Origin of the sequence: Delftia acidovorans SPH-1 (genome assembly GCF_000018665.1) — a bacterium.
In the GTDB taxonomy this organism is placed as follows: domain Bacteria; phylum Pseudomonadota; class Gammaproteobacteria; order Burkholderiales; family Burkholderiaceae_C; genus Comamonas; species Comamonas acidovorans.
This window is the reverse complement of the sequence record NC_010002.1, coordinates 2,378,292-2,393,484: the sequence shown is the minus strand read 5'-3', so window position 1 is coordinate 2,393,484 and position 15,193 is coordinate 2,378,292. Positions and strand designations below refer to the sequence as shown.

General features: G+C 67.8%; 16 protein-coding genes. 12 read left to right on the top strand and 4 right to left on the bottom strand.

The annotated features are described in order from the left end of the window. Positions 1-113 precede the first annotated feature (113 nt). Both DACI_RS10905 and argF read left to right on the top strand, forming a co-directional pair. Entirely contained in the window at positions 114-1,310 is a 1,197-nt protein-coding gene (locus DACI_RS10905; RefSeq protein ID WP_012204102.1) for an aspartate aminotransferase family protein, read from the top strand. Positions 1,311-1,320: 10 nt separating this feature from the next. After that, positions 1,321-2,253 (top strand): ornithine carbamoyltransferase, encoded by a 933-nt coding sequence (gene argF / locus DACI_RS10900; protein ID WP_012204101.1) that lies wholly within the window; start codon positions 1,321-1,323, stop codon positions 2,251-2,253. An 86-nt stretch (positions 2,254-2,339) separates the two neighbouring features. On the opposite strand, the gene DACI_RS10895 is transcribed toward argF, so the two are convergent. Genes DACI_RS10895 through DACI_RS10885 form a run of 3 tightly spaced genes read right to left on the bottom strand, consistent with a single transcriptional unit; the run spans position 2,340 to position 4,830 of the window. Next, positions 2,340-2,534: a hypothetical protein gene (locus tag DACI_RS10895; protein WP_012204100.1), complete on the bottom strand. Its 195-nt coding sequence runs from the start codon at positions 2,532-2,534 to the stop codon at positions 2,340-2,342. A 14-nt stretch (positions 2,535-2,548) separates the two neighbouring features. Further along, positions 2,549-4,492, bottom strand: coding sequence for a ferrous iron transporter B (feoB, locus tag DACI_RS10890; protein WP_012204099.1), 1,944 nt, complete (start codon positions 4,490-4,492; stop codon positions 2,549-2,551). Beyond that, the gene (locus DACI_RS10885) at positions 4,489-4,830 is read right to left on the bottom strand and encodes a FeoA family protein (protein WP_012204098.1); all 342 of its coding nucleotides are present in this window, start codon (positions 4,828-4,830) and stop codon (positions 4,489-4,491) included. The genes feoB and DACI_RS10885 overlap by 4 nt, the downstream gene beginning before the upstream one ends. Positions 4,831-5,029: 199 nt before the next feature. Here DACI_RS10885 and DACI_RS10880 point away from each other — a divergent pair, with 199 nt between their 5' ends. Beyond that, positions 5,030-5,350 (top strand): YkgJ family cysteine cluster protein, encoded by a 321-nt coding sequence (locus tag DACI_RS10880; RefSeq protein WP_013803664.1) that lies wholly within the window; start codon positions 5,030-5,032, stop codon positions 5,348-5,350. A 47-nt stretch (positions 5,351-5,397) separates the two neighbouring features. Here DACI_RS10880 and DACI_RS10875 read toward each other — a convergent pair whose 3' ends face one another. Beyond that, on the bottom strand, positions 5,398-5,868 hold the full coding sequence (locus DACI_RS10875) for an Lrp/AsnC family transcriptional regulator (protein ID WP_012204096.1): 471 nt from the start codon (positions 5,866-5,868) through the stop codon (positions 5,398-5,400). A gap of 138 nt (positions 5,869-6,006) precedes the next feature. On the opposite strand from DACI_RS10875, the gene DACI_RS10870 reads away from it, so the two are divergent. The 9 genes from DACI_RS10870 (at position 6,007) to kynU (ending at position 15,184) form a co-directional block, all read left to right on the top strand. Further along, positions 6,007-7,440, top strand: a complete 1,434-nt coding sequence (locus DACI_RS10870; protein WP_012204095.1) for an amino acid permease — start codon at positions 6,007-6,009, stop codon at positions 7,438-7,440. Positions 7,441-7,515: 75 nt separating this feature from the next. Next, positions 7,516-8,721: an amino acid aminotransferase gene (locus tag DACI_RS10865; RefSeq protein ID WP_012204094.1), complete on the top strand. Its 1,206-nt coding sequence runs from the start codon at positions 7,516-7,518 to the stop codon at positions 8,719-8,721. After that, a complete protein-coding gene (gene kynA / locus DACI_RS10860; RefSeq protein WP_012204093.1) occupies positions 8,718-9,578 on the top strand; it encodes a tryptophan 2,3-dioxygenase in 861 nt (286 codons plus the stop codon). The genes DACI_RS10865 and kynA overlap by 4 nt, the downstream gene beginning before the upstream one ends. A 161-nt stretch (positions 9,579-9,739) precedes the next feature. Next, complete coding sequence (locus tag DACI_RS10855; RefSeq protein WP_013803668.1) at positions 9,740-10,117, top strand: RidA family protein; 378 nt, start codon at positions 9,740-9,742, stop codon at positions 10,115-10,117. 105 nt (positions 10,118-10,222) lie between these two features. Next, positions 10,223-10,843 (top strand): LysE family translocator, encoded by a 621-nt coding sequence (locus tag DACI_RS10850; RefSeq protein WP_012204091.1) that lies wholly within the window; start codon positions 10,223-10,225, stop codon positions 10,841-10,843. A gap of 12 nt (positions 10,844-10,855) precedes the next feature. Then, positions 10,856-11,641, top strand: a complete 786-nt coding sequence (locus DACI_RS10845; protein WP_012204090.1) for a helix-turn-helix domain-containing protein — start codon at positions 10,856-10,858, stop codon at positions 11,639-11,641. Positions 11,642-11,782: 141 nt separating this feature from the next. After that, on the top strand, positions 11,783-13,171 hold the full coding sequence (locus DACI_RS10840) for an amino acid permease (RefSeq protein WP_012204089.1): 1,389 nt from the start codon (positions 11,783-11,785) through the stop codon (positions 13,169-13,171). Between the two features lie 4 nt (positions 13,172-13,175). Then, a complete protein-coding gene (gene kynB, locus DACI_RS10835) occupies positions 13,176-13,805 on the top strand; it encodes an arylformamidase (protein WP_012204088.1) in 630 nt (209 codons plus the stop codon). A 74-nt stretch (positions 13,806-13,879) separates the two neighbouring features. After that, on the top strand, positions 13,880-15,184 hold the full coding sequence (kynU, locus tag DACI_RS10830) for a kynureninase (protein ID WP_012204087.1): 1,305 nt from the start codon (positions 13,880-13,882) through the stop codon (positions 15,182-15,184). Positions 15,185-15,193 lie beyond the last annotated feature (9 nt).

Sequence of the window (15,193 nt, the reverse complement as noted above, 5' to 3'; positions counted from 1 at the left end):
ACCGCAACGGTAGGCCATCTCGCGGCCCCTAGAATCGGGCTTCGCTGTTTTTCAGGCATCTGCGGCGGCAACGCCCGGATGCCGTTTACTTTCCAGCTCAGGAGATTTTTGCAATGACCGCTTTCATTGAGGCTGCCTCGCCCCACGTGATGAACACCTATGGCCGCGTACCGATCGCTCTGGAGCGAGGCCAGGGCTGCCGCGTGTGGGACGTCAACGGCAAGCAGTACCTCGATGCGCTGGGCGGCATTGCAGTGAACACGCTGGGCCACAACCACCCCAAGCTGGTGCCTGCGCTGCAGGACCAGGTGGCCAAGCTCATCCACACCTCCAACTACTACCACGTGCCCGGCCAGGAAACGCTGGCCAAGCTGCTGACCGAGCGCGCGAAGATGACCAATGTCTTCTTCTGCAGCACGGGCCTGGAGGCCAACGAGGCCGCCATCAAGATCGCGCGCAAGTACGGCGTGGACAAGGGCATCGCCAAGCCGGTGATCGTGGTCTACGAGCATGCCTTCCACGGCCGCTCCATCGCCACCATGACGGCCACGGGCAACCCCAAGGTGCGCGACGGCTTCGGCCCGCTGCTCGACGGCTTCCTGCGCGTGCCGGTCAATGACTTCGAAGCGCTGCAGCAGGCCACGGCCGGCAACCCCGACGTGGTGGCCGTGATGATGGAGCCCATCCAGGGCGAAGGCGGCCTGCACCCCATGCGCATCGAGTACATGCAGCAGGTGCGCGCACTGTGCGATGCCAACGGCTGGCTGATGATGTTCGACGAAGTCCAGGCCGGCATGGGCCGCACGGGCAAGTGGTTCGCCCACCAGTGGGCCGGCATCATCCCCGACGTGATGACCCTGGCCAAGGGCCTGGGCTCGGGCGTGCCCATCGGTGCCGTCGTGGCCCATGGCAAGGCGGCCACCGTGCTGCAGCCGGGCAACCATGGCTCCACCTTCGGCGGCAATCCGCTGGCCATGCGCGCGGGCATCGAAACCATCCGCATCATGGAAGAGGACGGCCTGCTCGCCCACACCACCAAGGTGGGCGACCACCTGAAGGCCACGCTGCAAAAGGAACTGGCCGACGTCAAGGGCGTGGTCGATGTGCGCGGCCAGGGCCTGATCATCGGCATCGAGCTGAACAAGCCCTGCGGCGCCCTGCTGGGCCGTGGCGCCGAAGCCGGCCTGCTGTTCAGCGTGACCGCCGACACCGTGGTGCGCCTGGTGCCGCCGCTGATCATGACCGAGGCCGAAGCCGACGAAGTGGTCGCCAAGCTCAAGCCCCTGATCGTGCAATTCCTGTCCGAATGAGTACCTGCCTATGACTGCCATCAAGCACTATCTGCAGTTTTCCGACTTCACGGCCGACGAGTACGCCTATGTGCTCGAACGCGCGGCCTTGATCAAGAAGAAGTTCAAGGGCTACGAAAAGCACCACACGCTCAGCGACCGTACGCTGGCCATGATCTTCGAGAAGGCCAGCACGCGCACCCGCGTGAGCTTCGAGGCGGGCATGTACCAGCTCGGCGGCTCGGTGGTCCACCTGACCACGGGCGACAGCCAGCTGGGCCGCGCCGAGCCCATCGAAGACAGCGCACGCGTCATCAGCCGCATGACCGACCTGGTGATGATCCGCACCTATGGCCAGGACAAGATCGTGCGCTTTGCCGAATACTCGCGCGTTCCCGTCATCAACGGCCTGACCAACGAGTTCCACCCCTGCCAGATCCTGGCCGACATCTTCACCTTCATCGAGCACCGCGGCTCGATCCAGGGCAAGACCGTCGCCTGGGTTGGCGACGGCAACAACATGGCCAACACCTGGCTGCAGGCGGCCGACCTGCTGGGCTTCACCGTCCACGTCAGCACGCCGGGCGGCTACGAGGTGGACGAGAAGCTGGCCTTTGGCGGCAAGACCCCGCGCGAGGGCTGCTACAAGGTCTTCAAGGACCCGCTGGACGCCTGCAAGGGCGCCGACCTGGTGACCACCGACGTGTGGACCAGCATGGGCTACGAGGCCGAGAACGAAGCCCGCAAGAAGGCCTTTGCCGACTGGTGCGTGGACGCCGAAATGATGGCCGCGGCACGTGGCGATGCCCTGTTCATGCACTGCCTGCCCGCCCACCGCGGCGAGGAAGTGGAGGCCGAGGTCATCGACGGGCCGCAGTCCGTGGTCTGGGATGAGGCCGAGAACCGGATGCATGTGCAGAAAGCTCTGATGGAGTACCTGCTGCTGGGCCGCCAGCCGAACTGATAACGCAGTCCGCTCAAAAAAGAATGCCTGCAGGCTTTGCGCCTGCAGGCATTCTTTTTTTCCCGGTGGAAGTTCGGGCCGTGGCCTTACGGTCCTCGCTTGTCCGGTGCGCAACTGTCCCCGCCGCAGGCACTGCAGCCGCCACAGCCGCCCGCATCCTTGGGCGCCAGTGCCGGATGCATCTGCCCGGCCTTCTGGCGCCAGCGCGCGGGCAGATAGCGCCAGACGAGAGACATGCCGGCCAGCGCCACGATCAACCCTACGATGATGTTCTGCCACATGGTGCTTGTTCCTTTCAGCCCGCGCCCAATGCGATGGCCACGCGGTAGGTGATGAAGCTGGCAAGGTAGGCCAGCGCGAACAGATAGCCGGTCATCAGCAGCGGATAGCGCCAGCCGTTGGTCTCGCGCCGCACGGCGGCCAGCGTGGAGATGCACTGGGGCGCGAACACGAACCAGGCCAGCAGCGACAGCGCCGTGGCCATAGACCAGGTGTGGGCGATCAGCGGGCCCAGTTGCTCGGCCATGGCCTCGTCGCTGGCGGCGGACAGGGCATAGACCGTGCCCATGGCGCTGACGGCCACTTCGCGCGCGGCCATGCCGGGCACCAGGGCGATGGCGATCTGCCAGTTGAAGCCGATCGGCGCCAGCACCACCTCCAGCCAGCCGCCGATGCGGCCTGCAAAGCTGTAGCGGATGGCCGCTTCGGTGACGCCATCGGGCGGCGCCGGGTAGCTGGCCAGGAACCACAGCACGATGCTCACGGTCAGGATGATGCCGCCGACGCGGCGCAGGAAGATCATGGCGCGCTCGTACAGGCCCAGGGCCAGGCTGCGCGGGCTGGGCCAGCGGTAGGAGGGCAGCTCCATCAGCAGCGGCGTGGGTCCGGCGCTGCGGCCGGCCAACTTGGCCACGCCGGCCACGGCCATGGCGCTGGCGATGCCGGCCACATACAGCGCGAACAGCACCAGGCCCTGCAGGTTGAAGATGCCGCCCACCGTGCGCTCGGGGATGAAGGCGCTGATCAGCAGCGCATAGACCGGCAGGCGCGCCGAGCAGGTCATCAGCGGCGCGATCATGATCGTCACCAGGCGGTCGCGCCAGCTGGTGATGGAGCGCGTGGCCATGATGCCGGGCACGGCGCAGGCGAAGCTGGACAGCAGCGGAATGAAGGAGCGGCCCGACAGGCCGACCTTGCCCATGATGCGGTCCAGCATGAAGGCGGCACGCGGCAGGTAGCCCGAATCCTCGAGTGCAAGGATGAACAGGAACAGGATCAGGATCTGCGGCAGAAAGACCAGCACGGCGCCGGTGCCCGCGATCACGCCGTCGGCCAGCAGACTGCGCAGCGCGCCTTCGGGCATGTGCTCGTTGACCAGGGCCGAGACGGCCGAGACGCCGCCCTCGATGCCGTCCATCAGCGGCTGCGCCCAGCTGAACACGGCCTGGAACATCAGGAACAGCGTGGCCGCCAGCAGCAGCATGCCCCACAGCGGGTGCAGCACCACGGCGTCGATGCGGTCGTCGCGCCGGGTGTCCACCACGGGCTCCTTGACGCAGTCGGCCATGATGCGGGCCACCTGCTGGTGCAGGGCCAGCACCTGCTCGCGCGCATCGCCCGGGCGGGCCGGGGCCTGCAGCTGCGGCGCCGCCAGGGCGCGCGCTTCGGGGCCGTCCAGCCATTGCAGCAGTTCGCGCGCGCCGTCCTGGCGCACGCCCACCGTGGACAGCACGGGCATGCCCAGGGCGCGTGACAGCGCCTCGCGGTCGATATCGATGCCCTGGCGCCTGGCCATGTCGCTCATGTTGAGCACCAGCAGCATGGGCAGGCCCAGGCGCTGGGCTTCCAGCACCAGGCGCAGGTTCAGGCGCAGATGGGTGGCGTCGGTGACGCAGACCAGCAATTCGGGAGGCGCCTCGCGCGCGTGGCGGCCCGAGACGATGTCGCGCGTGATGCGTTCGTCCTCGCTGTGGGCGTGCAGGCTGTAGGTGCCCGGCAGGTCCAGCACGCGCACACGCCGGCCGCTGGCCGTGCTCAGCCAGCCTTCCTTGCGCTCCACGGTCACGCCCGCGTAGTTGGCCACCTTCTGGCGTGCGCCGGTCAGCAGGTTGAACAAGGCCGTCTTGCCGCAGTTGGGGTTGCCCAGCAAGGCCAGGCGCAGTGCGGAATCACCACTGCCGCCGCCACCCTGGGCAGGCTGCAGCGGCTGGATGAGCTTGGGAGAGGACGACGCGCTCATGCCACCGCCTCCGGCGCCACGCGCACCAGGGCCGCCTCATGGCGGCGCAGCGCGAATGTGGCCTGGCCCACGCGCACGGCCAGCGGGTCGTCGCCCGGAAAGCCTGCGGCCAGGATGCGAACGGGCTCGCCCGGCAGGAAACCGATTTCCATGAGACGCAGCAGCAGTTCCTGCTCGGCCGTGTCGCGCGCCGCATGGAGCTCGACCACGCGCGCCGGAACCTGGCGCGGCAGCGCATCCAGGGTGATGGCCGCAGCGGTGGCCGGGCTGGGGGAATGGGGAGGCGCGGACAGCGCGGACGGAGCCGTGGCGTCCGTCCCGGGGTTCATCGAATGCATGGCGTGTTGTATCAACTGATTTTTATTCTCATTTTGATTTTGATCGAATCCCCGTGGGAAGCCCGCGCATGGTATCGGAGTAAGAGGCAGGGTCTTGCCAAAGGGCCGTCATGGTTTTTGGCCGGTTCCAGGCGCCCCGCACGCGTGCGCGCGACAATCGCGCTCCCACGATCCGCACCTGCACCTGCTTGCCCACGCCATGACCCATCCCTGCCTGAGCTGCGGCGCCTGCTGCGCATCGTTTCGCGTGGACTTTTCCGTGCATGAGTCGCAGGAGCATGGCGGCCGCGTGCCGGCCGGGCTGATCGAGGAAGTCACCGACCACACCTGCCGCATGCGCGGCACGGACTGGTCGCGCCCGCGCTGCGCAGCGCTGGTGGGCAAGGTGGGCGAGAAGGCCCATTGCGGCATCTACGAGTGGCGGCCCTCTCCTTGCCGCGAATTTGCGGCCGGCAGCGATGCCTGCAACCGCGTGCGCGTGCGCCATGGCATGCAGGCGCTGGACAGCGGCCTGCTGTAGCAACCAGCCAGGCGCAGCCGGCCACCACCTGCGGCCACCACCAGCCGTTATTCCACGGGCAGCCCCGCCAGTTGCCCCTTGAACTCCTGCAGCGAGAAATGCGTGTGCACCTGACGCACGCCGGGCAGCCGGTGCAGGCGGGTGAGCAGCAGGTCCGAATAGGCATCGAGATCGCGCGCCACGACGACCAGCAGGAAGTCCTCCGGCCCCGAGATGCCGTGGAACATCACGACCTCGGGGATGGCGCAGACCGCTTCCTGGAAGTGGCGCGATGACTCCTCGTTCTGATGGTCTATGCCCACCATCACGAAGGCCAGCACGCCAAAGCCGATGGCGCGCCGGCTCAGCGCGGCGTGGTAGCCGGTGATCACGCCCTCATCCTCCAGCCGCTTGATGCGCCGCCACGACGGCGATTGCGACAAGTGCACGCGTTGCGCCAATTCGCCCGAGGTCAGCCGCGCGTTGTCCTGCAAGGCGCGGATCAGCAGCCGGTCCGTTCTGTCGATCTCGATTGACATAAACCACCTATGAATTCATGTTTCACAGAATAACTTATCCAAGATCAAGCGCATTTAGGGATAACTACTAAACGCCCTGCGAAGGTCGTAACTAGCATCCGCCTCCGAAGCCCCCCACAGCAACGGAGACAACAACCCATGCCAGCCTTCGAAGACATCGTCCAGCGCGAAGCCGGACTCCAACAGCAGCTGTCCGCCGGACAGATGACCATGATCGCCATCGGCGGTGCCGTCGGCACCGGCCTGTTCCTGGGCAGCGGCTTTGCCATCGGCTTCGCCGGGCCCAGCGTGCTGATCAGCTATGCCATCGGCGCGGTGATTTCGCTGCTGCTCATGGGCTGCCTGGCCGAGATGACGGTGGCCCACCCGACCTCGGGCTCGTTCGGCGCCTATGCCGAGCACTACATCGCCCCCTGGGCCGGCTTCGTGGTGCGCTATGCCTACTGGGCCTGCGTGGTGCTGGCCGTGGGCACCGAGGTGACGGCCGTGGGCCTGTACATGGGCTACTGGTTCCCCGAGGTGCCGCGCTGGGCCTGGGTGGTGATCTTCTCGGGCGCGCTGATCGGCGTGAACATGATGAGCGTCAAGGCCTTCGGCGCCGTGGAGTACAGCTTCTCCATGATCAAGATCATCGCCATCGTGGCCTTCATCGTGGTCGGCGCCTGGGTGGTGTTCGGCACCCGGCCGGCCGGCGTGGGCTTTGCCAACTACGTCAACAACGGCGGCTTTTTCCCCAACGGCCTGTGGGGCACCTGGGTGGGCGTGATCATCGCCATCTTCAGCTACCTGAGCATCGAGATGATCGCCGTGGCCGCTGGCGAGGCCAAGGACCCGCAGCGCGCCGTCACCAGCGCCTTCCGCTCCACCATGGTGCGCCTGGTGGTGTTCTACCTGGCCACGATCGCGCTGATGCTGGCCATCGTGCCGTGGTCGGCCGCCGGCAAGGACGGCAGCCCCTTCGTGAAGGTGATGGAGATCATCGGCCTGCCCGGCGCGGCCAGCGTGGTCAATTTCGTGGTGCTGGTGGCCGCCCTGTCGGCCATGAACAGCCAGCTGTACATCACCACCCGCATGATGTTCAGCCTCTCGCGCGCCGGCCATGCCCCCGCCGTGCTGGGCCGCGTGAATTCGCGCGGCGTGCCGCTGCCGGCGCTGCTGCTGTCCTGCCTGGGCATTGCCGTGGCCACGCTGTTCAACATCGTCAACCCAGAGCAGTCCTTCATGCTGATGATGGCCGTGGCCATGTTCGGCGCCATGTTCACGTGGTTCATGATTTTCGTGACCCACCTGTTCTTCCGCATCCACTGGGTGCGCCAGGGCAACAAGCCGCTGGCCTTCCGCATGTGGGGCTTTCCGGTGCTGACGCTTCTGGGCGCGGCTTTGATGCTGGCCGCCCTGGTGTCCACGCTGTTCACCGACGTGTTCCGCCTGACCGTGCTCACCGGCCTGCCCTTCCTGCTGCTGCTGGGCGCCATCTACGCCATCTGGTACCGCAAGCCGGCCGGCCAGCCCGCCCCTCAGACCCAAACCTCAACCCAAGCCCAAGCGCAAGCCCAGGTTCCCGCCCGGTGACATCCGGCCTCCCGTTTTTCCCCCTCCCTTAGAAACATGACGACTTTTGCCCCCCTCGATACCGCACGCGCCTCGATGTTCAGCCACGTCCCGCCCTACCCCGGAGATCCCATCCTGTCGCTGATGGAAGCCTTTCAGCAGGACCCGCGCGCCGACAAGGTCAGCCTGAGCATCGGCCTGTATTTCGACGAGGCCGGCCGCCTGCCCGTGCTGGACTCCGTGCGACAGGCTGGCGATGCCCTGGCCCGCGAGCAAAGCCCCAGCGGCTACCTGCCCATCGAAGGCATTGCTCCCTACCGCCAACTGGTGCAGAACCTGGTGTTCGGCGCGCAGCACGAGGCCGTGCGCGCGCAGCGCATCGCCACCGTGCAGACCCTGGGCGGCTCGGGTGCGCTCAAGCTGGGCGCGGACTTCATCAAGCACTATTTCCCCGACGCCGAGGTCTGGCTCAGCGATCCCACCTGGGACAACCACCTGGCCATCTTCCAGGGCGCGGGCCTGCGCACCCACAGCTACCCCTACTACGACGCGGCCACGGGCAGCCTGCGCTTCGACGCCATGCTGCAGACGCTGCGCGGCCTGCCCTCGGGCAGCGTGGTGCTGCTGCATGCCAGCTGCCACAACCCCACGGGCGTGGACCTGTCGCGCGAGCAGTGGCAGCAACTGATCCCCGTGATCGTGGAGCGCGGCCTGATCCCCTTCGTGGACATGGCCTACCAGGGCTTTGGCGATGGGCTCGATGAAGACGCCTGGTCCGTGCGCGCGCTGGCCGATGCGGGCGCCCAGGCCTTTGTGGCCAATTCGTTTTCCAAGAACTTCTCGCTGTATGGCGAACGCGTGGGCGGCCTCAGCGTGGTCTGCAGCGACGCGGCCACGGCCGGCAATGTGCTGGGCCAGCTCAAGGCCACGGTGCGCAGCAACTATTCCTCGCCCCCCACCCGTGGCGCGCGCCTGGTGCAGCAGGTGCTGGCGTCGCCCGAACTGAGCGCCCAATGGGCGCAGGAGCTGGCGCAGATGCGCGGCCGCATCAAGGACATGCGCGCCCAGCTGCACGGCGCGCTGCATGAACGCTTTGGCGAGCGGCGCGACTTCGGCTTCCTGCTGACCCAGCGCGGCATGTTCAGCTACACCGGCATCAGCGAGCCCCAGGTCCACCGCCTGCGCGACGAGCACGGCGTGTACCTGATCCGCTCGGGCCGCATGTGCATGTCGGGCCTGTCGGGCGCCAACGTGCAGTACGTGGCCGACGCCATTGCCACGGTGCTGGAGGCACCGCAATGAGCGGCTGCCCCGTCCATGGCGGCCTGACCGAGCGCATCGTCGCCGAGGAAAGGGCGCAGCTGGATTTCAGCCAGTCCATGAGCTATGGCGACTACCTGCAGCTGGACGCCATCCTCGGCGCCCAGCAACTGCTGTCGCCCACGCATGACGAGTTGCTGTTCATCATCCAGCACCAGACCAGCGAGCTGTGGATGAAGCTGATGCTGCACGAGCTGGGCGCGGCCACGGCCGCCGTGGCGGCCGACCGCCATGCCGATGCCTTCAAGATGCTGGCCCGCGTGAGCCGCATCATGGAGCAGCTGGTGGGCGCCTGGTCCGTGCTGGCCACCATGACGCCTACCGAGTACACGGCCATGCGCCCGTATCTCGCCAGCTCCAGCGGCTTCCAGAGCTACCAGTACCGCTGCATCGAGTTCGCGCTGGGCAACAAGAACGCCGCCATGCTCCAGCCCCATGCCCACCGCCCGGACCTGCTGGCCCGGGTGGATGCCGCATGGCGCGCACCTTCCCTGTACGACGAAGCCCTGCGCCTGCTGGCACGCCAGGGCCTGGCCATTCCTGCCGGGCACCTGGAGCGCGACTGGACCCTGCCCTACACGGCCAGCCCCGAGGTCGAGGCCGCCTGGGCCCAGGTCTACCGCGACCCGCAGTCGCACTGGGACCTGTACCAACTGGGCGAAAAGCTGGCCGACATCGAGGACGCCTTCCGCCTGTGGCGCTTTCGCCATGTGACCACGGTGGAGCGCGTCATCGGCTTCAAGCGCGGCACGGGCGGCACCGGCGGCGTCAGCTACCTGCGCAAGATGCTGGATGTGGTGCTGTTCCCCGAAATCTGGTCCGTGAGAACGAAACTGTGACCCCTGAGCGGCTTTGCCGCTTCCCCCGCTCTCGCTGCGCGGGCGCGGGACGACACCATCGCTGCGGGACGGCCCTTGCTCGGCGTCCGCCGATGGGCCGCGCCAAGTTTCCGGCGCAAGAACACCATGCCTTCGCATGCAGTCAAAACACAAGGAAATCCATGAAGCAAATCATCGACGTGGGACTGCCGCCGCTCAAGCAGCCCTTCTCCTGGGCCGTCAAGGCCAGCGGCCAGATGCTGTTCACGGCCCACGGCCCCGTGCGGCCCGACGGCAGCATCGACACCGGCCCCATCGAACAGCAGGCGCGCCTGACCTTCACCAACCTGCGCAACGCGCTGCAGGCCGCAGGCGGCACGCTGGCGCATGTGACCCAGGTGCTGATCTACATGACCGACGTGGCCGACATGCCGGCCATCGACGCCGTGTACCGCGAGTTCTTCGAGGCGCCCTACCCCAACCGCTCCAGCATGGGGATTTCGGCGCTGGTGGTGCCGGGCATGAAGCTGGAGATCGTGGCCTACGCCATGCTCCCCTAGAGGATGTGACGGACATGCCGGCGCCCCGCAATTGCGTTCAATACAGGGGCGGCGTGCGGGACGAGACTGCGGGCCTTGTGCAGTCCTGCGTCCGCGCGAAATCTCATGTCCTCCTCGCTGCTCGCCATGGGCGTCTTCACCCTCGTCGGCGCCATCACGCCCGGCCCCGTCAATGTGCTGGCCCTGCGCCACGGCGCAGCCCGCTCGCGCCTGGTCTCTGCCGCCTATGTGCTGGGCGCCAGCGCCAGCTATGCGGCCGTGGTCTGGGTCATGGGCCAGGGCGCACAGTGGCTGCTGCAGACGCTGCCGCAACTTTCCACGGCCGCACAGTGGCTGTGCGCCGCCTATCTGCTGTGGCTGGCCTGGCGGCTGGCCAACGCGCCTGTGGGCCAGGCCGGTGCGCAGCAGCAGGCCGGATCGCAGCGCACGCTGCAGGCCCTGCTGCAAGCGCTGTTGCAGGGTACGGCCGTGCAGACGCTCAACCCCAAGGCCTGGCTGGTGGCGCTGGCCGGCGTGGGCCTGTTCGTGCTGCCCCACGCGAATGCGCCGTGGGCGCTCCTGCAGTTTTGCGCCATTTCGCTGCTGGCCTGCCTGGTGGGGGTCGGCAGCTGGGCGCTGCTGGGGCAGCTGCTTTCGGGCTGGCTGCGCACCGAACGCCGCCAGCGCCTGTTCCACCGCCTGCTGGCCCTGCTGCTGGTCGCCAGCGTGGCGGCCATGCTGGCATGATGGCTGGCCGCCATGACTTCAACCTCTCCCCACCGCTTCCACCGCCATCCGGCCGCCCCCTGGGCCGAGCTGCGCGACAGCGCGCGCTCGCCACACTGCTTTCGGCTGCACATGCATGCCGAGTACTCGATCGGCATCGTGGACGCGGGCCGCACCGTGTTCCACCATGCCCACGGCCCGCAGCCTGTGGAGGCGGGCGGCGTGGTGCTGATCGAGCCCGGCGCCTGGCATGCCTGCAATCCCGACCCCGGCGCGCCGTGGTCCTACCGCATGCTGTTTGTCGATGCCGACTGGCTGCACGCGCGGCTGGGCGTGGCCGCGCTGCGCTTTCCCCGGCGCACGCTCACGGATGCGGACATCGCCAGCCTGGTGGATGGCCTGTGCCGCCCCGTCGATGGCACGGCGGCCGCCGACCGCCTGGCCCTGGGCCTGGAGCACCTGCTGGACCGCTGTGCCCAGCCCGCGGCCTTGCCCCTGCCCGGCGATGCGGCGGCCCTGGCCCCCGCGCTGCAGCGCCTGCATGCGGGGCCCGATGCGGGCCTGACCGTGCAATCGCTGGCCCAGGAATGCGGCATGAGCGCCACGCGCTTCATCCGCCGCTTCAAGGCGGCCACGGGCATGACGCCCGGCAGCTACCGCCTGAACCTGCGCATCAACGGCGCGCGCCGCCTGCTGGCCACGGGCGCAGCGCTGTCCGAGGCCGCCTATGCCATGGGCTTTGCCGACCAGGCGCACCTGCAGCGCGCCTTCAAGGCCCACCATGCGCTGACGCCAGGCTGCTACGCACGCGGCGCCTAGGCCGGTACCTGGGCCGGCCGCACCTGAGCCGCCCACATCTGGGCCGGACCCTCCCATGGTTTTGCAGCGGCCAGCCCGGGCCCGGCGGTGAAAGCGCAGATACTTACGCCTTCCGCTTTCAGCCCCCACCTGCCGCGCACCATGGCCGCCTTCCAAGACATTCAGCAACGAGAAACCGGCCTGCGCCAGCAGCTGTCCGCCGCCCAGATGGTGATGATCGCCATTGGCGGCGCCATCGGCACCGGCCTGTTCATGGGCAGCGCCTTCGCCATCGGCTTCGCCGGGCCCAGCGTGCTGGTCAGCTATGCCATCGGCGCGCTGATCTCGCTGCTGCTCATGGGCTGCCTGGCCGAGATGACGGTGGCGCACCCGACCTCGGGCTCGTTCGGCGCCTATGCCGAGCACTACATCAGCCCGCTGGCCGGCTTCATGGTCCGCTATGCCTACTGGGCCGCCGTGGTGCTGGCCGTGGGCATGGAGGTGACGGCCATCGGCATCTACATGGGCTACTGGTTCCCGGACGTGCCGCGCTGGATCTGGGTGGTGGTGTTCTCGGGCGCGCTGGTGGCCGTCAACGCCAGCAGCGTCAAGGCCTTCGGCCAGGTGGAGTACGGCTTTTCCATGGTGAAGATCATCGCCATCGTGGCCTTCATCCTGATCGGCGCCTGGGTGGTGTTCGGCTCGCAGCCCCAGGGCATCGGCTTTTTCAACTACACGGCCGATGGCGGCTTCTTCCCCAAGGGCCTGTGGGGCACCTGGGTGGCCGTGATCATCGCCATCTTCAGCTACCTGAGCCTGGAGGCCGTGGCCGTGGCGGCCGGCGAGGCCGAGGACCCCAAGCGCGCCATCACCCGGGCCTTTCGCACCACCATGGCGCGCCTGGTGATCTTCTACCTGGCCACGATCGCGCTGATGCTGGCCATCGTGCCCTGGCAGCAGGCCGGCACGGACAAGAGCCCCTTCGTGAAGGTGATGGAGATCATCGGCATCCCGGGCGCTGCCAGCATCATCAACTTCGTGGTGCTGGTGGCCGCGCTGTCGGCCATGAACAGCCAGCTGTATGTGACCTCGCGCATGATGTTCAGCCTGTCGCGCGGCGGCTATGCGCCCTCGGTGTTCGGGCGGCTGAACAGCCGGGGCGTGCCCGTGGCGGCCATTGCCATCTCCTGCCTGGGCATTGCCGTGGCCGTGGCCGTGAACCTGTGGAAGCCCGAGGGCTCGCTGCTGTGGATGATGTCCGTGTCCATGTTCGGCGCCATGTTCACGTGGTTCATGATCTTCGTGACCCATCTGTTCTTCCGCGCACGCTGGTCGCGCGAGCATCCGGGCCAGCGCCTGCAGTTCCGCATGTGGGGCTTTCCGCTGTTCACGCTGGCCGGCGCCGCGCTGATGCTGGGCGTGATCGTCACCACCTATTTCACCGAGGTCTTCCACATGACGCTGCTCACGGGCCTGCCCTTCCTGGGCCTGCTGGCCCTGGTGTACGCGCTGTGGTACCGGCCCCGCGCGCAAGCGCGCAAGAAGGACTGAAGCCATGACCCGCAGACTCTGGGACATCTCCCCGGCCGTGCAGGCCGCCAGCCCCGTCTTTCCCGGCGACACGGCCTACAGCCAGCAGTGGTGCGCCACCATCGGGCCGGGCTGCCCGGTCAATGTCAGCGCCATCACGCTGTCGCCCCATGTGGGAGCGCATGCCGATGCACCGCTGCACTATGACGCCGACGGGGCATCCATCGGCAACGTGGATCTCGACGCCTTCCTCGGCCCCTGCCGCGTGATCCACGCCATCGGCAAGGGACCGCTGGTCGAATGGGAGCACATCGCCCACGCCGTGGAGCATCTTCCGGCACGCGTGCTGGTGCGCACCTACGGGCGCGCCCCCACCACCTGGGACCAGGAACTGGCAGCCTATGCACCGGCAACGGTGGAGCGCCTGGCCGATCTGGGCGTGAAGCTCATCGGCATAGACACGGCCAGCATCGATCCGGCCAGCAGCAAGAGCCTGGACAGCCACCAGGTGATCCGCCGGCGCGGCCTGCGCGTGCTGGAGAACCTGGTGCTGGACGAGGTGGCCGAGGGCGACTACGAGCTCATCGCCCTGCCGCTCAAGCTGGTCGAGGCCGATGCCTCGCCCGTGCGCGCCGTGCTGCGCGCCCTGGCCTGATCCCTGCCCGCATTGCGGCGCCGGCCCTGCCCGCGCTTTTCGCCTTTCGCCTTTTCGATACCCAAGGAGACCCCGTGACGAGCCTGCAAGACTGCCTCACCCTCGATGCGCAAGACCCGCTGCGCGCCCTGCGCGACCAATTCACGCTGCCCGAAGGCGTGATCTACCTTGACGGCAACTCGCTGGGCGCCAGCCCCCGCGCCGCCGCCGCGCGCGTGGCCGAGGTGGTGCAGCAGGAATGGGCGCAGGGCCTGATCCGCTCGTGGAACGATGCCGGATGGATCAGCCTGCCCCAGCGCCTGGGCGACCAGTTCGCCCCCTGGCTGGGCGTGGGCGCGGGTGAGCTGGTGTTCACCGACACGGCCTCCATCAACCTCTACAAGGTGCTGACAGCGGCGGCCCGCATTGCGCGCGAGGACGCGCCGCAGCGCAAGCGCCTGATCAGCGAGCGCAGCAACTTCCCCACCGACCTCTACATCGCCCAGTCGGTCTGCCAGGAATACGGGCTGGAGCTGGTGCTGCTCGAACCCGAGGAAATTGCCGGCGCGCTGACCGACGAGGTGGCCATCTGCATGCTCACCCATGTCAACTACCGCACGGGCGCCATGCACGACATGGCTGCCGTGACGGCTGCCGCGCAGGGCAAGGGCATTCTCTGCGTCTGGGACCTGTGCCACAGCGCGGGTGCCGTGCCTGTCGATCTCAAGGGCGCGAATGCCGACTTCGCCATCGGCTGCAGCTACAAGTACCTCAACGGCGGCCCGGGCGCGTCGGCCTTTGTCTGGGCCAACCCGCGCCTGATCAACCGCTTCTGGCAGCCGCTGTCGGGCTGGTTCGGCCATGCCGAGCCTTTCAAGTTCGTGCCGGACTACCACCCGGCCCAGGGCATACAGCGCTACCTGTGCGGCACCCAGCCCATGGTCAGCCTGAGCGTGCTGCAGTGCGGCCTGGACGTGTTCACGGCCGTGGAGCCGCTGGGCGGCATGGAAGCGCTGCGCAACAAGTCGCTGGCGCTGACCGACCTGTTCATCGCCCTGGTCGAGGAACGCTGCCAGGGCCACGGCCTGGGCCTGGCCACGCCGCGCGAGCACGGCCGGCGCGGCTCCCAGGTCTGCCTGACGCGCGAGGAGGGACTGGGCGTTGACGGCAAGGACAGCGGCGCCTATGCCATCGTGCAGGCGCTGATCGCGCGCGGCGTGATCGGCGACTTCCGCAAGGGCGACGGCACGGGCCTGCACAAGGACATCCTGCGCTTCGGCTTCACGCCGCTGTACGTGGGATTCGAAGATGTCTGGCATGCCGTGGAGCACCTGCGCCAGGTGCTGGAATCGGGCGAATGGCGCAAGCCGGAGTTCAACCGCATCAATGCGGTGACCTGAAGCCTGAGG

Coding starts and splice junctions, on each gene's coding strand:
- DACI_RS10845 (WP_012204090.1), top strand. CDS start 10,856: ATGACTTCAACCTCTCCCCACCGCTTCCACCGCCATCCGGCCGCCCCC.
- DACI_RS10865 (WP_012204094.1), top strand. CDS start 7,516: ATGTTCAGCCACGTCCCGCCCTACCCCGGAGATCCCATCCTGTCGCTG.
- DACI_RS10870 (WP_012204095.1), top strand. CDS start 6,007: ATGCCAGCCTTCGAAGACATCGTCCAGCGCGAAGCCGGACTCCAACAG.
- kynA (WP_012204093.1), top strand. CDS start 8,718: ATGAGCGGCTGCCCCGTCCATGGCGGCCTGACCGAGCGCATCGTCGCC.
- argF (WP_012204101.1), top strand. CDS start 1,321: ATGACTGCCATCAAGCACTATCTGCAGTTTTCCGACTTCACGGCCGAC.
- DACI_RS10905 (WP_012204102.1), top strand. CDS start 114: ATGACCGCTTTCATTGAGGCTGCCTCGCCCCACGTGATGAACACCTAT.
- DACI_RS10875 (WP_012204096.1), bottom strand. CDS start 5,868: ATGTCAATCGAGATCGACAGAACGGACCGGCTGCTGATCCGCGCCTTG.
- feoB (WP_012204099.1), bottom strand. CDS start 4,492: ATGAGCGCGTCGTCCTCTCCCAAGCTCATCCAGCCGCTGCAGCCTGCC.
- DACI_RS10840 (WP_012204089.1), top strand. CDS start 11,783: ATGGCCGCCTTCCAAGACATTCAGCAACGAGAAACCGGCCTGCGCCAG.
- DACI_RS10855 (WP_013803668.1), top strand. CDS start 9,740: ATGAAGCAAATCATCGACGTGGGACTGCCGCCGCTCAAGCAGCCCTTC.
- DACI_RS10895 (WP_012204100.1), bottom strand. CDS start 2,534: ATGTGGCAGAACATCATCGTAGGGTTGATCGTGGCGCTGGCCGGCATG.
- DACI_RS10850 (WP_012204091.1), top strand. CDS start 10,223: ATGTCCTCCTCGCTGCTCGCCATGGGCGTCTTCACCCTCGTCGGCGCC.
- DACI_RS10880 (WP_013803664.1), top strand. CDS start 5,030: ATGACCCATCCCTGCCTGAGCTGCGGCGCCTGCTGCGCATCGTTTCGC.
- DACI_RS10885 (WP_012204098.1), bottom strand. CDS start 4,830: ATGCATTCGATGAACCCCGGGACGGACGCCACGGCTCCGTCCGCGCTG.
- kynB (WP_012204088.1), top strand. CDS start 13,176: ATGACCCGCAGACTCTGGGACATCTCCCCGGCCGTGCAGGCCGCCAGC.